Below are 16,006 nucleotides of genomic sequence, written 5' to 3'. Positions count from 1 at the left end.
ACACGATACATAAGATTGACATTCTACTAGTATATTTCCATGTAATACGATAAACCCTATAGTAACTATAGGGTCAAAAGATTTGTTTTATTTTGATGTTTTTTTATCAGTTTGGAAATTAACGTGGAGAGTTATACATAAAGGGAGATCATAAGTTTAGTGTTTTTTTCGAACTTTTAATTCAACAATGAATTTCTTTTCATGCTCTAAAGTAAGTGTTGCGGGCATATACAGTTCATAAACTTGTGATTCAAACGTTTCTGACTGAGCCATGACATAATTTCTCAATTTTTCATAAAATGAAAAGTAGGTATCTGGGTGGTAGATAAATGCAATACACACATATGTACCAGCTGGTATGATTGTTTGCTGAATGTTTGATGACAGCTTCGAAAATGTTCGCTCTGTTAATAGTGGGGTGAAAATGGCATCATAAATAATTGCATTCACATCTTTATAAGGAGCAAGTGGAAATATACAGCCATATCGACTATTTAATACACTGCCTTCCTTCTCAATAATCTTTGTAAGTGTTGCGTAATATGTATTGGTACTAGAAGTTGGTGTTAATTCTGTAGTTGTCACTTGTAGTACGGGCATTGCTTCTTCTACCTGAATGTATACCTCACCAAAGATGGGAATATCAATTTGTTCTTGTAATTGCTTTTTAGTTTTTAGCAACGTGTTTTTTACTTCGTTTAATCGCGAAATTTTTTCGTCAATTCTTAGTTCCTGCTGCGCTAAAAAGTCAAGCAGTTCTTCAGAAGTTAATTTGAGCGCTTTTTTTATATCTTCTAGTGAAATGCCAATATATTTAAGTGATTTAATGATATCTAAATAGAAAATTTGATTATCTTTATAATAGCGATAATTGGTATAAGTATCAGTATAAGCAGGCTTAAATAAATCTATTTGATCATAATAGCGTAAAGTTTGAACAGATAAATTAGACAGTTTAGCAACTTCACCGATTGTATAATAATGTTCTTTCATCATTGCCTCCACTAGTAATAGCTAAAGAAGTTTCGGATGGCATCAAAACGAATTTTATGCTTGCACTCTTCGCAGTTTTTTACAATTTGTGCAGATAGCTTCATATTGCATTGTGAACACCTCTGAAGATTCTTTCAATTTTCTTTATTATAACATTTTGTGAATAAAACGATCATTTTTGAAATATCATCACGAATTGTTAGTTGAGCAAAAAGTTTCTTGGAAAAGGTTTCAGATTATTGAAAACTTGCTTGAAATCGTGTTTCTCGTGCGATTTTATGCTATTATAAACCTTAATGCCACTTAAGAAGGAGAGCTTTACATGAAACGACATGAAGCACGCGAAAAAGCGTTGCAAGTTTTGTTTCAGCTAGACAATACAGATTTAACAGTTGAAGAAGCAATGGGCCATATTAAAGGCCAACCGACAAATGCCTTCTACGAAAAAATTGTTACTGGAACAGCTGAACATTTGGAGGAAATTGATGCTAAATTAGAACAGCATCTTGAAAAGTGGTCACTTGCCCGTTTACCTAAAATTGAGAGAACTGTCTTACGCCTAGCTGTATACGAGCTGTTATACATGCCAGAAACACCAAAAAGAGTAGTACTAAACGAAGCAATCGAGTTATGTAAAACATTTGGCGATGATAGTTCATCTAAATTCGTCAATGGTGTGCTTTCTAAATTTACAGAACAAGAATAATGTGTTGAATTGGAAGGAGTAACGAAGGTTTATGTCAAGTGCAATTATTAATGGTAAAGAGATTGGTCAAGAAATTCGTAATGCTGTAGCAGAGCGTGTAATTCGCTTAAAAGAACAAGGGTTAACACCTGGTTTAGCGGTTGTGTTAGTTGGAGACAACCAAGCTTCAGCTACATATGTGAGAAATAAACAAAAATCTTGTGAAGCAATTGGTATGTTTTCTGAACTCATTAAATTACCAGAAGAAACAACGCAAGAGGAATTATTAACACAAATTCAACAATTAAATCAACGTGAAGATATTCACGGTATTTTAGTTCAATTACCACTTCCTAAACATATTGATGAGGATAAAGTCATTGCGACAATTGCTGTTGAGAAGGATGTCGATGGCTTCTCACCTGTCAGTGTTGGGAAAATGATGCTTGGCCAAGAAACATTTTTACCTTGTACACCTTTTGGCGTAATGAAGCTTCTTGAGTATTCAGGAATCGAAATTGCAGGCAAACATGCTGTTATCGTGGGGCGTAGTCATATTGTTGGTAAGCCAATGGGACAACTACTATTACAAAAAGATGCAACTGTCACTTATACGCATTCCAAAACACCAGATTTACCTTCATTTACAAAACAAGCAGATATATTAATTGCTGCTGTTGGACGTGCAAACTTTATTACGAAAGAGCATGTTAAGGAAGGGGCCGTTGTAATTGATGTTGGCATTAATCGTGATGACAACAACAAACTATGCGGTGACGTAAACTTTGCCGATGTAGATGGTATTGCGTCTCATATCACGCCTGTACCAGGTGGTGTTGGACCGATGACCATCACAATGTTACTATTCAACACAGTACAAGCAGCTGAAAATAAGCTGGCTAATTAAATAACCTTTTCAAAGAGTCATCTCAGCATCGTGTTGAGATGATTTTTTTTATGCATTCTTGCCAGAACTTTTATGTTAATTTTGACGTCTAATGTAACGTTTGGGACATACATACTTAGAAGGAGGTTTTTATGGGAAATATCGATATTGTGTTAATTATCAAGCATATCATTATTGGCCTTGTCCAGGGATTTACAGAGCCAATTCCAGTATCGTCAAGTGGACATGTTATGATTGCCAGCGAAATACTTGGGCTTGGTGAACAAGGGTTTACGTTCGCCATTTTAACCAATACAGCATCATTACTTGCTATTATGTATATTTATCGAGAGGATATTGTTCGGCTGATCACTCATTTTTTCCTGTACTTGAAGACACGTGATAAACGCTACAATGCTGATTTTCGTTTTGCATTGTATATCATTATAGGTTCTATTCCTGCTGGCGTTTTAGGGGTTTTATTTAGTGATGTCATTGCTGATAACGTGAGTATGACGACAATTGCTCTGATGTTATTTGTTACAGGTGCGGCATTATGGTTGATTCGTAATATGCGTGGGAAGAAAAAAGATGCGGATTTAAGCGCGAAAGATGCCATTATTGTTGGATTAGGGCAAGCAGTCGCTTTAACACCTGGTATTAGCCGATCAGGGGCCACTATTATTTCAGCTATTGCAGTAGGGATGAGACAGGATACAGCCTTACGTTTCTCCTTTATGCTTTATATACCAGTGAGTTTAGGTGGGGTTATTTTAGGGATTACAGATTTTTTAGATGAGCCTAATAAAGGTGCATTAGCGCTTCCTTATGCAGCCACTTTTATAGCTACACTAGTCATGACTTACTTTGCCATGCGTTGGTTTATGGGCATTATGAAAAGTGGCAAGCTTAGCTACTTTACGTACTATTGTTTTACTGTAGGCACGCTATTATTACTATTCTATTAAAATGAAAAGTCTCATAACGAATGCTGTTATGGGACTTTGTTTTGTAATTCATTTAATAGTCGATTTCTATTAGTTAGAACGTGTATGAATATGTTATAGTTGTTTTTTGATAGATAAAAGATAGGCATTTTTTCTTGCAAAACTGCATTTTGACGCGTCAACATCAGTAAAAAATGTTATGATAGGTGTAGTTTTTGTGAAAAACTTGATCTTAGTAAAGGAGCCGAAAACATGTCCTCTGCTTCTTATTTAACTGTAAAAGCATTAACAAAATATATTAAACGAAAATTTGATGCAGACCCTCACTTACGCGAAGTGTATGTAAAAGGTGAACTATCAAATGTTAAGATTCATCAATCTGGTCATATTTACTTTACATTGAAGGACGATGGAGCACGAATCGCGGCTACAATGTTTAAAACGGCTGCCACGAAATTAGCATTTGAACCAAAGGAAGGTATGCAAGTATTTATCCGTGGTGATGTAAACGTTTACGAAGGCTATGGTACTTATCAGCTATATGCCCAGGAGATGCAACCTGATGGAATCGGTAGCTTATTTGTTGCCTTTAATCAATTAAAAGAGCAATTACAAAAAGAAGGACTTTTTAAATCGGAATGGAAACAATCGATCCCAAAGTTTCCTGAAAAAATTGGTGTGCTAACATCGACAACAGGTGCAGCGATTCGAGACATTTGTACGACTTTAAAGAGACGTTATCCCCTTGCAGAGATTTTAATTTATCCAACACTCGTTCAAGGAGCTCAAGCGGCACCAAATATTGTGCAAAATATTCAACGTGCCAATCAAGATGCAACTTGTGAAGTGTTGATTGTTGGGCGAGGAGGAGGCTCTATTGAGGACTTATGGGCATTCAATGAGGAAATAGTGGCACGAGCTATCTTTGACAGTCGAATTCCTATTATAAGCGCAGTAGGTCATGAAACTGATACGACAATTGCAGATTATGTCTCTGATTTACGTGCCCCAACACCAACTGCCGCCGCTGAGATGGCTGTACCAGATCAGGCGGAGCTATACCAGCGAGTACTTTCGCAAAAATCACAACTTCATCAGATGGTTAGGTCGCAACTTATGGCTGAACGACAACGTCTTAATAAGCTCCAACAGTCTTATCCATTGTCAATGCCAGAAAGACTTTATCGACCGTTTACTGAAAGATTGGCTCAGCTTGAATCAGGATTGCAAACAGCTATGCAGGTAGATTTGATGAAGAAGAATGCTCAGCTTCAGCAATTACATAGTACGGTGGTACAACATTCACCAAAAAAGGCACTTGCTTTCCATCAACGGGAACTCGAAGCGCGCATGCAACAATTAACACGTGCTACAACGTATTATGTAGCGAAGCAACAACAACAATTTGAGGCAACTATTCGAACATTAGAAGCTTTAAATCCACTATCAATTTTAACAAGAGGATTTACAGTCGCTTACAAAGATCAACATATGATCAAATCATCCACTGAGGTGCAAAAGCAGGATCAACTGACACTGACCTTCCATGATGGGAAGGTTGTGGCTGAGGTGAAGGATATTTTGCCAAAGAATGAGGGGGAATCGTTGTGACAGAAAAACAACAAACTTTCGCAGAAGCCATGACAGCATTGGAAGAAATAGTTCGCCAGCTGGAACAAGGCGATGTGCCATTAGAAAATGCGATTGATTTATACAAGCAAGGAATGGAGCTATCAAAATTTTGCCATAGTAAACTGCAACATGCTGAGGAACAGCTCGTATCTATTGTCCAAGAGACAGGTGAAACAACAGCATTTGATCCACTAAAGGGAGAGAGTTAGGAAATGAATGAGCCATTAAAGTACTTTATCGAAAGCAACATACCACAAATCGAAGAAACTATGTTTGCTCTTGTTGCAAAAATTGATGCTCCATCAGATTTAAAGGACTCCATGCTATATTCATTAAAGGCAGGCGGTAAACGTATACGCCCACTTTTTGTATTAGCAGTTCTTGAGCTTTATCAGAAAAATTTACAGGATGGTTTAATTGTAGGGGCTGTCATTGAAATCATTCATACGTATTCTTTAATCCATGATGATTTACCAAGCATGGATAATGATGATTTCAGAAGAGGGAAGCCGACGAACCACAAAGTTTATGGTGAAGCACTTGCAACACTTGCTGGAGATGCATTAAACACACTGGCGTTTGGTATTTTAGCACGCATGGATCTAACAGCTGAAAAGCGTATTGAGCTTGTTCAATTGTTAAGCGTTGCCGCAGGTGCAGAAGGCATGGTTGGTGGTCAAGTACTTGATATGGAAGGAGAGCAGCGTCAGCTTAATTTAACTGAATTGGAACAAGTCCATGTCAATAAAACAGGTGCTTTATTAAGATTTAGTATTGAAGCGGGAGCAGTATTAGCAGATGTGTCGGATCAAGACCGCGCTACTTTGAAGGAATATGCACATCACATTGGCCTAGCTTTCCAAATTCAAGATGATATTTTAGATATCGAGGGAACGACAGAGGAACTAGGGAAAACAGCCGGGAAAGATGTTGCTAGTGATAAGAGTACTTATCCAGCACTTTTAACGCTGGATGGAGCGAAAGAAAAGCTTGCTGAGCATTATCAACATGCCATAAATGCACTCGATCAATTACCAATAGATACTAGCTTATTACGAGACTTTGCAGCATATATTGTTCATCGTAAAAACTAGGAGAAAATCAAGGCGTATAAGGAAAAGAATGTGCTAGAATAGGTGGGAACGTTTGCAAATTGTAAACAATGGAGTGCTCGTACTTTTAGCATATTGATAACACTGCTATAATGGTGAAAACACAATGCGGTGAATATTTTATTGAAAAGGTGTGTGAGAAAGGTGGATTTAAACAAAATAACTAGTCCATCCTTTTTAAAAAACTTAAATAAGAAGGAGCTTGAGCAGGTTGCTCAAGAAATTCGTACCTTCTTAATCGAAAAGTGTTCTGTCACAGGTGGGCATATCGGGCCGAATTTAGGAGTAGTCGAGCTTACGATAATGTTGCATAAAATGTTTGACAGTCCAAAAGATAAGTTTTTGTGGGATGTTGGCCACCAAGCTTACGTGCATAAAATTTTAACAGGTCGTGCGAGTCAATTTGACACACTACGTCAGTTCAAAGGGCTTTGTGGATTTCCAAAGCGCGTGGAGAGTGAACATGATGAGTGGGAAACAGGTCATAGCTCAACTTCCTTATCAGCAGCCATGGGTATGGCGGCAGCACGTGATATAAAAAAAGAACATAACTATGTAATACCTATTATTGGGGATGGCGCTTTAACAGGCGGTATGGCACTTGAAGCGTTAAATCATATCGGTCATGCGAAAACGAATATGATTGTTATCCTAAATGATAATGAAATGTCCATTGCTCCAAATGTTGGTGCGCTTCACAATGTCTTAGGTCGTTTGCGTACAGCCAAGGAGTATTCAAAAGCCAAAGAAGAGCTAGAATCACTTATTAATAAAATTCCGGTATTAGGTGGAAAGCTTGCTTCTACTGCGGAACGTCTTAAAGATAGCTTAAAATATTTAGTGGTGTCAGGTGTCTTTTTTGAGGAATTAGGTTTTAAATATCTTGGTCCTATTGATGGTCATGATTTCGAGGCATTGGAAATGACTTTATCCTATGCAAAGAAAGTGAAAGGACCAGTCCTTGTTCACGTAATTACGAAAAAAGGGAAAGGCTATAAACCTGCTGAGGACGATACGATTGGTAATTGGCATGGGACAGGTCCCTATAAAATTGAAAACGGTGCCTTTGTTAAGTCAGAGGCAAAAGGACCTGCATGGAGTAGTTTAATTGCAGAAACTGTTCGTAAAATTGCACATGAGGATGAGCGAGTTGTGACGATCACGCCTGCTATGCCTGTCGGTTCTAAATTACAAGGTATTCAAAAAGATTTTCCAAATCGTTTCTTTGATGTAGGGATTGCTGAACAACATGCAGCAACAATGGCTGCAGGATTAGCTACACAAAATATGAAGCCGTTTTTAGCGATTTATTCAACATTCCTACAACGTGCCTATGACCAAGTTTTACATGATATTGCACGTGCGAATTTGAATGTCTTTATCGGTATTGATCGTGCTGGACTAGTTGGGGCGGATGGTGAAACACATCAAGGCGTATTTGATATCGCTTTCCTTCGTCATATTCCAAACATGACAATTATGATGCCAAAAGATGAGAATGAAGGGCAGCATATGGTAAAAACAGCGATTGACTATGATGGAGGTCCAATTGCACTTCGTTATCCACGTGGTAACGGAATTGGCGTACCATTAGATGAGGAACTTGTTGCATTACCAATCGGTAGTTGGGAAGTATTACGAGAAGGAAAAGACGCTTCTATTTTGACTTTTGGTACAACGATTCCCATGGCAATGCAAGCTGCAGACATGTTAGCACAACAAGGTGTCGATATCGAAGTCGTGAATGCACGCTTTATCAAACCAATGGATGAGGATATGCTACACCGTATATTATCCAGTCATAAGCCGATTTTAACTATTGAAGAAGCTGTACTGAATGGTGGGTTTGGTAGCGGAGTACTAGAATTTGCTCACGACCATGGCTATCTCAATGCGCCTATTGATCGTATGGGGATTCCCGATCAATATATTGAGCATGGCAACGTCGATCAACTGCTTGAGGAAATTCATATGACAGCAGAGGATACAGTAGCACGTATGCAAGTGTTACTTCAACAAAAACAGCAAGTAGGTTTGAATAAATAATGACAAAACAACCAAAAGAACGAGTGGATATTTTACTTGTAGAGCGGGGACTGTGCGAAACAAGAGAAAAAGCAAAACGTACCATTATGGCAGGCCTTGTTTTTTCAAATGAAATACGTATTGATAAAGCAGGAGAGAAGATTGCCATCGATGCTCCTCTACAAGTAAAAGGCTCCGATTTAAAATATGTTAGTCGTGGTGGTCTGAAGCTAGAGAAGGCACTACAAATTTTTGATATGTCTGTAGAAGGGAAGCTAATGCTTGACATTGGCTCCTCTACAGGTGGCTTTACAGATTGTGCATTGCAACATGGTGCAAGACATTGCTATGCATTGGACGTTGGATCGAATCAATTAGCATGGAAAATTCGCTCGGATGAACGTGTTACAGTAATGGAAAAAACCAATTTTCGCTATACTACAGCGGCAGATTTATCTGAAGGTTTACCTGATTTTGCTACTATTGATGTTAGTTTTATTTCATTATCTTTAATTTTGCCAGTCTTAAAAACATTATTGCTACCAGGTGGCGATGTCATGGGCTTGGTGAAACCGCAGTTTGAAGCGGGGAAAGATAAAGTTGGCAAAAAGGGTATCGTTCGTGATAAAAAAGTCCACCTAGAAGTACTAGAAAAAACGGCAACAATGGCTACAGAAATTGGCTTTGTTGTGAAAAATGCTTCTTATTCGCCAATAACAGGTGGAGAAGGAAATATTGAATTTTTATTCCATTTAGTGAATCCTGTTGGGGAAGAAGTTATTCCTGCATATACAGCTTTTAATGCACTCGTTGAAGAAGCGCATAATTCTTTAAAATAACACGTGCTCGCTTATAGAGCCGTGTTTTTTCTTGTGCTTTTTTGTTGAAAATGGTAGTGTGATTATACACATATATAACTATTTATAAGAGGTGGCTACGATGAATAAAGGACAACGACATATACGGATTCGGGATATTATTGCCAATCATGAGATTGAAACACAAGATGATTTAGTCGATTTTCTAAAAGATGCAGGCTATAATGTGACACAAGCTACAGTATCACGAGATATAAAAGAGCTGCATTTGGTAAAAGTACCATTACAGGACGGTCGCTATAAATATAGCTTGCCCGCTGATCAACGATTTAACCCAGTGCAAAAATTACACCGTGCATTAGCTGATGCCTTTGTAAGTATTGATGGAGCATCACACTTTTTAGTAATGAAAGCACTTCCGGGGAATGCGAATGCGATTGCATCCTTACTTGACCATTTAGATTGGCCAGAAATTTTAGGTACGATTTCTGGAGATGATACCATTTTAATTATTTGTCGAGATGAAAATGAGCGAGAAAATACAAAAAATCGTTTACTAGACATGCTTTAAAAAATGGGAAAATGGATTCAGAGGTGACAATTAGTGTTAAGAGAGCTTAGTATTCGAAACTTTGCTATCATTGAGGATTTGACTGTGAGTTTTTCAGAAGGTTTGACAGTGCTAACAGGGGAAACGGGCGCTGGAAAATCGATTATCATTGATGCTGTTCATTTACTTGCCGGTGGACGTGGAAATACTGAATTTATTCGTCATGGGGCAAGAAAAGCTGAACTAGGTGGCTTATTTCAAATTTCGAATTCAACCCACCCTGTGCTGAAAAAATTAGAAGAAGCTGGCATTGAAATTGAGGAAGATACAATTATTTTACGTCGTGATTTAAATGATTCTGGGAAAAGTATTTGCCGTGTAAATGGTAAACTTGTGCCATTGTCAGTACTGAGAGAAATTGGTGGAAGCCTCATTGATATTCATGGTCAACATGAAAACCAAGAGCTGATGGATGAAAAACAGCATATCAATTTACTCGACCAGTTTGCAGAAGAGCAGCTGATGCCTATTCATAAAACATATAGCGAACAGTATGAAGAATATCGATTGTTGAAAAAGGATTTAGCTTCCATATCCATCGATGAACAATTGATGGCACAACGCATAGATTTGTATCAGTTTCAAATAAAAGAGCTAGAGGAAGCCAATTTAAAGCTAGGTGAGGAAGACGAGCTTCTGGATGAACGTCGTCGCCTCATGAACTTCAATAAAATTTTTGAGCGCTCTAGTGCTGCCTATGAGGCTATTCAGGGCGAATCGAAGGGACTTGATTGGATCGGTAATGCAATGGGTGCCTTGGAAGACGCAGCAACGGTGGATGAGCAATTCAAAGAAGCATCGGAGGCAGTGACTACGGCATTTTATGCGCTACAAGATGCAGCTTACCAGGTCAAGAATGTATTAGATGAATTAGAGTTTGATCCAGCTCGTTTAAACGAAGTGGAACAACGGTTAGCGTTATTCCAGAATTTAAAACGCAAATATGGTTCGACTATGGAAGATATCTTTGCGTATTTGGAAAAAATAAAAACAGAGTTAAATGAACTGCTAAATCGAGATGAAATTTTGCAAGTGAAAGAACGAAGAGTGCTCGAAATGGAATCGGTCCTAAACGAGCTTGCGGTAGAACTTTCAACCGTACGTAAGGCTGCTGCCCAACAATTGAGTGAAGCTATTATGGCAGAGTTACGTGAATTACATATGGAAAAAGCTAAATTTATTGTCAATTTCGATGAATTACCTTATTTCGATGCGAATGGAAAAGATCAAATTATTTTCTATATCTCTACCAACGTTGGAGAACCTCCAAAGTCCTTACCGAAAATTGCTTCTGGAGGAGAATTATCACGAATGATGCTTGCGCTAAAAACGATTTTCTCATCTTCAAATGGCATCACATCGATTATTTTTGATGAAGTGGATACAGGTGTTAGTGGGCGAGTGGCACAAGCCATTGCAGAAAAAATTGCAGCAGTATCTATTAATTCCCAAGTGCTTTGTATTTCGCATTTACCTCAAGTTGCTGCCATGGCTGATCATCATTACTTTATCAAAAAAGAAGTCGAACATGATCGAACATTTACTTCATTATCAGAAATTGATCAACAGGCAAGGATTGAAGAAGTAAGCCGTATGATGTCTGGGGCAGAAATCACTGCTTTAACGCTACAGCATGCAAGCGAATTATTAACAATGGCAGAAGAACGCAAAAAACAAATGCGTTAACCATATTCCAGGAACAGTTGATACTGTTTCTGGTTTTTTTCTTTTTGCACAAATATTTACCGCTTATAAGAATGCCACAACAACACATAGTAAAAAGACAAAAATGAAAAGGAGGTGTCGTATGAATCGTCGTTGGCGTCAATTAGTCATTTTGCCTATGCTCATCTTTTTGTTAGTGATGCCTATACAAGCTTTAGCCGCCAAAAAGCTTATACCAATGGGCGAAGCGATTGGAATCCAACTTCAATTATCCCATGTATTTGTAGCGCATGATGTGCTTTTAGCTTCCAATCAGTGGATGAAAGGAGGCGCAGTTATTGAAAAAATTAATGATATACCTGTAAAATCGCTTGCTGATGCCAAACAAGCTATGGCTAAAGAAGGCCAACAGAAATGGACGATCAATAGTGAAGGAAAACAAGTCACACTGGAATTACAAAACCAAGAAGCAGAGCATATCATTTCCTTTTTAAAAGATGAAACAGATGGAGTAGGAACACTGACTTATATTGATCCAGAGACAAAAAACTATGGTGCACTAGGTCATCAAATTGTCGATTCAACCCTACAAGAAGCCCCTGTATTTAGAGCTGGCTCCATTTTTTTAGCTTCAATTCAACAAATCCGTAAAAGTATGCCAGGCCAACCAGGTTATAAAATATCCTCCATTGAAAAACATCAAGAACGACTAGGCAGTATAGATAAAAATACCGTTTATGGAATTTTTGGTCGTTGGGAAGAAGGCTATCAACAAAGATTACCCAAAGCGATTGAAATTATGCATGAAAAGGATATAAAAACGGGGAAAGCTGAAATTTATACAGCCATTGAAGGCAAAAAAGTCGAAACTTTTTCCATTGAAATTACAAAGGTTGAAAATGAACGACTTGAATTTATAGTATCTGACGAAAAGCTCATTGAAAAAACAGGTGGAATTTTGCAGGGAATGAGTGGCAGTCCTATCATTCAAGACGGTCGTTTTGTTGGTGCTGTGACACATATGTTTGTGGAGGAGCCAAAAAAGGGAGCAGCTCTAACAGTAGCTGAAATGTTAAGAAAGTCTTCCTAAAATGAAGAGGGAGATGGCATTTGGTAAAAATCCGCTTTTTTCTGTAGGCAGAGCAGGTGCCGCAGGAGACTAGCGGTTTTTTACCTTTATTTCAAAAAAACATCTTGAATTCAACAAGTATTTCTAATAATAACCTTAAGGAGTCATGATATTTAAAAAAACTGTAGTTTTATCTTGTTTTTTTATCTAAAATAGGTAATAAGAGCATTTCGACAGTTTGCAACTATTTAGCGCAACTTGTCGATATAAAAAGAAAGTATCGGACTACATACTCATTTTTGGAAATGAAAAAGGTTTTTAAAACAAAAATGTCGAAAATTCCACAGTGTGCCAAAAACGGCATTTAGGTGTTAGGTTAACGCTTTGGAGTGTTCAAAGCAAGTCCAGAAGGAGGAATTGGAATGACAAAGGTAAAAGTAGCGATTGCAGATGATAATCGTGAGTTATTAAAAACAATGGAGCAGTATTTTCAAGGGCATGCCGAAATAGAAATTATTGCGACAGCTTCAAACGGAAAAGTTTGTCTACAAATGCTTGAGGAATTTACACCTGATATTTTACTTCTAGATATAATAATGCCTCATCTTGACGGTTTAGCTGTTTTAGAATCCATGTATCAAAATGAGAAAATGTCATCGGTACAAGTAATTATGTTAACCGCTTTTGGTCAAGAAGATGTCATGAAACAGGCAGTAGATTTGGGGGCATCCTATTTCATGCTAAAGCCGTTTGAATTTGACCAATTAGTGCAAAAGATTTTACATTGTGCTGGACAGAAGGCGACACTTCCTAAAAAGACAAGCGTTTTACAACCAACAGTGCCACAAAAATTAAATCAACATCAATTAGACAGCACGATTACAGCTATCATTAAAGAAATCGGTGTACCTGCACATATTAAAGGGTACTCATATTTACGCGAAGCCATTCAAATGGTATTTGAGGATATTGAATTATTAGGATCTGTGACAAAAATTTTATATCCAGAAATCGCGAAAAAATTCAATACGACACCATCACGCGTTGAACGTGCGATTCGTCATGCTATCGAAGTGGCGTGGAATCGTGGCAATTATGAATCCATTTCGTCGATGTTTGGCTATACAGTCCATCATTTGAAGTCCAAGCCAACAAATAGCGAATTCATTGCTATGATCGCAGACAAAATCCGCATCGATATGATGGCTAGCTAAACGCGCTATATCAAGGTTTTAAGCGTGTGGCTTAGTGGAGAATGACCGGTAAACCCAAAATAGATAACGCTTATATAGCGAAAATTATAACGCCTTTTTAGACAGTTTATGCCGACTGTTTGAGGGGGCGTATTTTTTATGTCTATAAGTCCATTTTTAATCGAAATTGACCGTTATATGTTGGATTGTTCCGCGAAGGGTCTTTCATCCAAAACGCTAAAATCGTATGAACAAACGCTTAAACTATTTGCGAGGTATCTTTTGGATAACTTTGAAATAAATGACGTTAAAAGCGTCAAGGCGGAGCATATACGGGCTTATATTCGGTCAATTGAAGAAAGAGGCAAGTTCGAGATAAGCGCTGCTGAAACGCCTGTAAACTATCCAGAACGACGTAGCGATTTTGGCAAGCCGGTAAGTAAAACGACAATTGCGAATTATGTACGTAACATAAAAGCATTTTATTCACACTTATATTCAGAACAACTAATACGGAGCAATCCTTTGAAGGATTTAAAAAATGTGAAACCGGAGAGGAAAATCAAGGTAATGCTCGAGGATAATGAATTGAAGCAGTTTTTCCGTTCCTTCGACGTTACGAAATTCGATCAATATCGTGATTGGGTAATAGCTCGATTAATCTTTGATACTGGAGCAAGAATAGGAGAATTGTTGGAAGTTGTAGCATCTGATATAGATTTGCGAGGGAATGCGTTGTTATTACGCAAGACAAAGAATAGTAAGCAACGATTCGTTTACTACTCAGAAAAGACGCGTAAACATCTTAGGTCATGGTTAGCTTACAAGGATCGTTATTCGGATAGTATTTATGTCTTTCCAACGAATAGAGGATCGAAATTACGAATTGAAGGAGTAGAACGTTCTTTTAGACTGCGGAGTAAAGACGTGGGGCTACAAGTGACACCTCACTTACTTCGTAATAATTTTGCGAAACGGTACTTAGTTAATGGCGGCGATTTAGCAACCTTATCTCGTTTGCTGGGTCATGCCAACGTTGATATTACTGCTCAGATTTATTTAGATTTTGCTGATAAGGAAGTGATGAAGAAATACCGACAGCATAGTCCACTTGAACTTAGATATTTAAACAGAAAAAAGCCGCTAGTGTTCGTAGCACTAACGACTTCTTAAACGAATACACTAATTGCTTGCCAGCGATAGTGTTCACCCATAACTGAATATGAGCGATTATATGCCTTCATTTTACCTCGAAAAAACGTAAAATGCAAAGGTCTGCTTTCCTATTGTCTTTTTTAGGAACGCTCATTGACGAGAAGCCGTTAAGCGTCATTAAAAAACACGTCAGGTTACGCAGAGCCAACGCAGTAAATTCGGCTAGGACACATTATGCGAGTTCCTTGTTTTTCGTAGTGTCTGAATGTGGTTGACGCACATAATCGGTCAGGAGTGGAAGGTCTGAGTGGCTATGGTCGCGCAGGGTACACGATATATTGTAATTGTTGCCGAATTCCTCATAACAGTAGGATAAGCATTTACGATACATACAAAGGGTATGTAGACGGATTACAAGACGTTTCGGGGGCAGAAGTAGAAACTACGTGTATTGATTCGAAAGGATCACGATTAAACAAGGGCATACAATACGGATACCTTAATTGAGGATTCATGGAATCGGCTGTCTATGTTAGTTGATTCTTTTTTGAGTCTCTAACGTAGGCAACCGAAATCAGCACCAAGCCGTTTTCCTTATCTCGGCTTCATGATTGTGGAACTTTGGAAAATTGTCAATGTAAAATATTAATAAATTTAAAGGATAATGTCCTTTTTTATAGAATTATGAAAAAATGTGTGTGGAAAAAGTCAAATAGAAACATTAATTATTTTCTTCATTTAGGAGGGCAATAGAATGGGAAAATTGAATAATCTTCAAAATATTGGAGAATTTACATTGAAATGCGTACTCTCCAAAACATCTAATTTTGCAGAAGTTTTTGAAGGTGAGTTAATATGGGAAGAAACTAAGTTAACATTGAGATACCTACTTACTAACAGAAATAATTACGATGGGAATGAAGAGATATTTTTTGGAGTAGGTAGCAACGGTGAAAAATTTACTATTTTGAAAACTGTAATGCAACATCGTCAATTTAATAGCAATGGTATAGAGGTCATTACATATCTTGTTACAGAATATATAGCTTCATCTATTTATAACCTCGATAAATATGATTTTAATTAAGAATTAATTTATTTAACTTTAGTTATGGTGGGGAGCGTCAATATTTTTGTGTAAATGACTTTCCAACCCTTTCGGGTAGAATATCACCACTTTGTATTTATCTATCACTTATTCATAAGATTAATTTCA

15 protein-coding genes are annotated in these 16,006 nt (G+C 37.7%); 14 read left to right on the top strand and 1 reads right to left on the bottom strand.

The window, feature by feature from the left end; genetic code table 11:
• Nucleotides 1-156: 156 nt before the first annotated feature.
• The gene (locus AO843_RS20655) at nucleotides 157-993 is read right to left on the bottom strand and encodes a MerR family transcriptional regulator (protein ID WP_054612960.1); all 837 of its coding nucleotides are present in this window, start codon (nucleotides 991-993) and stop codon (nucleotides 157-159) included.
• Between the two features lie 322 nt (nucleotides 994-1,315).
• On the opposite strand from AO843_RS20655, the gene nusB reads away from it, so the two are divergent.
• The 14 genes from nusB to AO843_RS20585 all read left to right on the top strand — a co-directional run bounded on the left by nusB (nucleotide 1,316) and on the right by AO843_RS20585 (nucleotide 15,877).
• Nucleotides 1,316-1,699 (top strand): transcription antitermination factor NusB, encoded by a 384-nt coding sequence (nusB, locus tag AO843_RS20650; RefSeq protein ID WP_054612959.1) that lies wholly within the window; start codon nucleotides 1,316-1,318, stop codon nucleotides 1,697-1,699.
• A gap of 31 nt (nucleotides 1,700-1,730) precedes the next feature.
• Nucleotides 1,731-2,585 (top strand): bifunctional methylenetetrahydrofolate dehydrogenase/methenyltetrahydrofolate cyclohydrolase FolD, encoded by an 855-nt coding sequence (gene folD, locus AO843_RS20645; protein WP_054612958.1) that lies wholly within the window; start codon nucleotides 1,731-1,733, stop codon nucleotides 2,583-2,585.
• A 131-nt stretch (nucleotides 2,586-2,716) separates the two neighbouring features.
• Nucleotides 2,717-3,532, top strand: a complete 816-nt coding sequence (locus AO843_RS20640) for an undecaprenyl-diphosphate phosphatase (protein WP_054612957.1) — start codon at nucleotides 2,717-2,719, stop codon at nucleotides 3,530-3,532.
• Nucleotides 3,533-3,763: 231 nt separating this feature from the next.
• A complete protein-coding gene (xseA, locus tag AO843_RS20635; RefSeq protein WP_054612956.1) occupies nucleotides 3,764-5,122 on the top strand; it encodes an exodeoxyribonuclease VII large subunit in 1,359 nt (452 codons plus the stop codon).
• Nucleotides 5,119-5,352 carry an exodeoxyribonuclease VII small subunit gene (gene xseB / locus AO843_RS20630; protein WP_054612955.1) on the top strand — a complete coding sequence of 78 codons (234 nt, stop codon included), beginning with the start codon at nucleotides 5,119-5,121 and terminating at the stop codon, nucleotides 5,350-5,352. The genes xseA and xseB overlap by 4 nt, the downstream gene beginning before the upstream one ends.
• Before the next feature lie 3 nt (nucleotides 5,353-5,355).
• Nucleotides 5,356-6,237 carry a polyprenyl synthetase family protein gene (locus AO843_RS20625; RefSeq protein ID WP_054612954.1) on the top strand — a complete coding sequence of 294 codons (882 nt, stop codon included), beginning with the start codon at nucleotides 5,356-5,358 and terminating at the stop codon, nucleotides 6,235-6,237.
• Nucleotides 6,238-6,399: 162 nt separating this feature from the next.
• Nucleotides 6,400-8,301 (top strand): 1-deoxy-D-xylulose-5-phosphate synthase, encoded by a 1,902-nt coding sequence (gene dxs, locus AO843_RS20620; protein WP_054612953.1) that lies wholly within the window; start codon nucleotides 6,400-6,402, stop codon nucleotides 8,299-8,301.
• Nucleotides 8,301-9,119, top strand: a complete 819-nt coding sequence (locus tag AO843_RS20615; protein WP_054612952.1) for a TlyA family RNA methyltransferase — start codon at nucleotides 8,301-8,303, stop codon at nucleotides 9,117-9,119. Before dxs ends, AO843_RS20615 begins: the two co-directional genes overlap by 1 nt.
• Before the next feature lie 100 nt (nucleotides 9,120-9,219).
• Complete coding sequence (ahrC, locus tag AO843_RS20610) at nucleotides 9,220-9,669, top strand: transcriptional regulator AhrC/ArgR (RefSeq protein WP_054612951.1); 450 nt, start codon at nucleotides 9,220-9,222, stop codon at nucleotides 9,667-9,669.
• A 33-nt stretch (nucleotides 9,670-9,702) separates the two neighbouring features.
• Nucleotides 9,703-11,394 carry a DNA repair protein RecN gene (gene recN / locus AO843_RS20605; RefSeq protein ID WP_054612950.1) on the top strand — a complete coding sequence of 564 codons (1,692 nt, stop codon included), beginning with the start codon at nucleotides 9,703-9,705 and terminating at the stop codon, nucleotides 11,392-11,394.
• 121 nt (nucleotides 11,395-11,515) lie between these two features.
• Nucleotides 11,516-12,463 (top strand): SpoIVB peptidase S55 domain-containing protein, encoded by a 948-nt coding sequence (locus AO843_RS20600; RefSeq protein ID WP_054612949.1) that lies wholly within the window; start codon nucleotides 11,516-11,518, stop codon nucleotides 12,461-12,463.
• Nucleotides 12,464-12,864: 401 nt separating this feature from the next.
• Nucleotides 12,865-13,656, top strand: coding sequence for a sporulation transcription factor Spo0A (gene spo0A / locus AO843_RS20595; protein ID WP_054612948.1), 792 nt, complete (start codon nucleotides 12,865-12,867; stop codon nucleotides 13,654-13,656).
• Nucleotides 13,657-13,794: 138 nt separating this feature from the next.
• Nucleotides 13,795-14,808: a tyrosine-type recombinase/integrase gene (locus AO843_RS20590; protein ID WP_054612947.1), complete on the top strand. Its 1,014-nt coding sequence runs from the start codon at nucleotides 13,795-13,797 to the stop codon at nucleotides 14,806-14,808.
• A 736-nt stretch (nucleotides 14,809-15,544) separates the two neighbouring features.
• Nucleotides 15,545-15,877: a hypothetical protein gene (locus AO843_RS20585; protein WP_054612946.1), complete on the top strand. Its 333-nt coding sequence runs from the start codon at nucleotides 15,545-15,547 to the stop codon at nucleotides 15,875-15,877.
• Nucleotides 15,878-16,006 lie beyond the last annotated feature (129 nt).

It is taken from the genome of Lysinibacillus sp. ZYM-1, from assembly GCF_001308875.1.
Classification (GTDB): domain Bacteria; phylum Bacillota; class Bacilli; order Bacillales_A; family Planococcaceae; genus Lysinibacillus.
The sequence above is the reverse complement of the archived record's forward strand: the minus strand, read 5'-3'. Positions and strand labels throughout refer to the sequence as shown.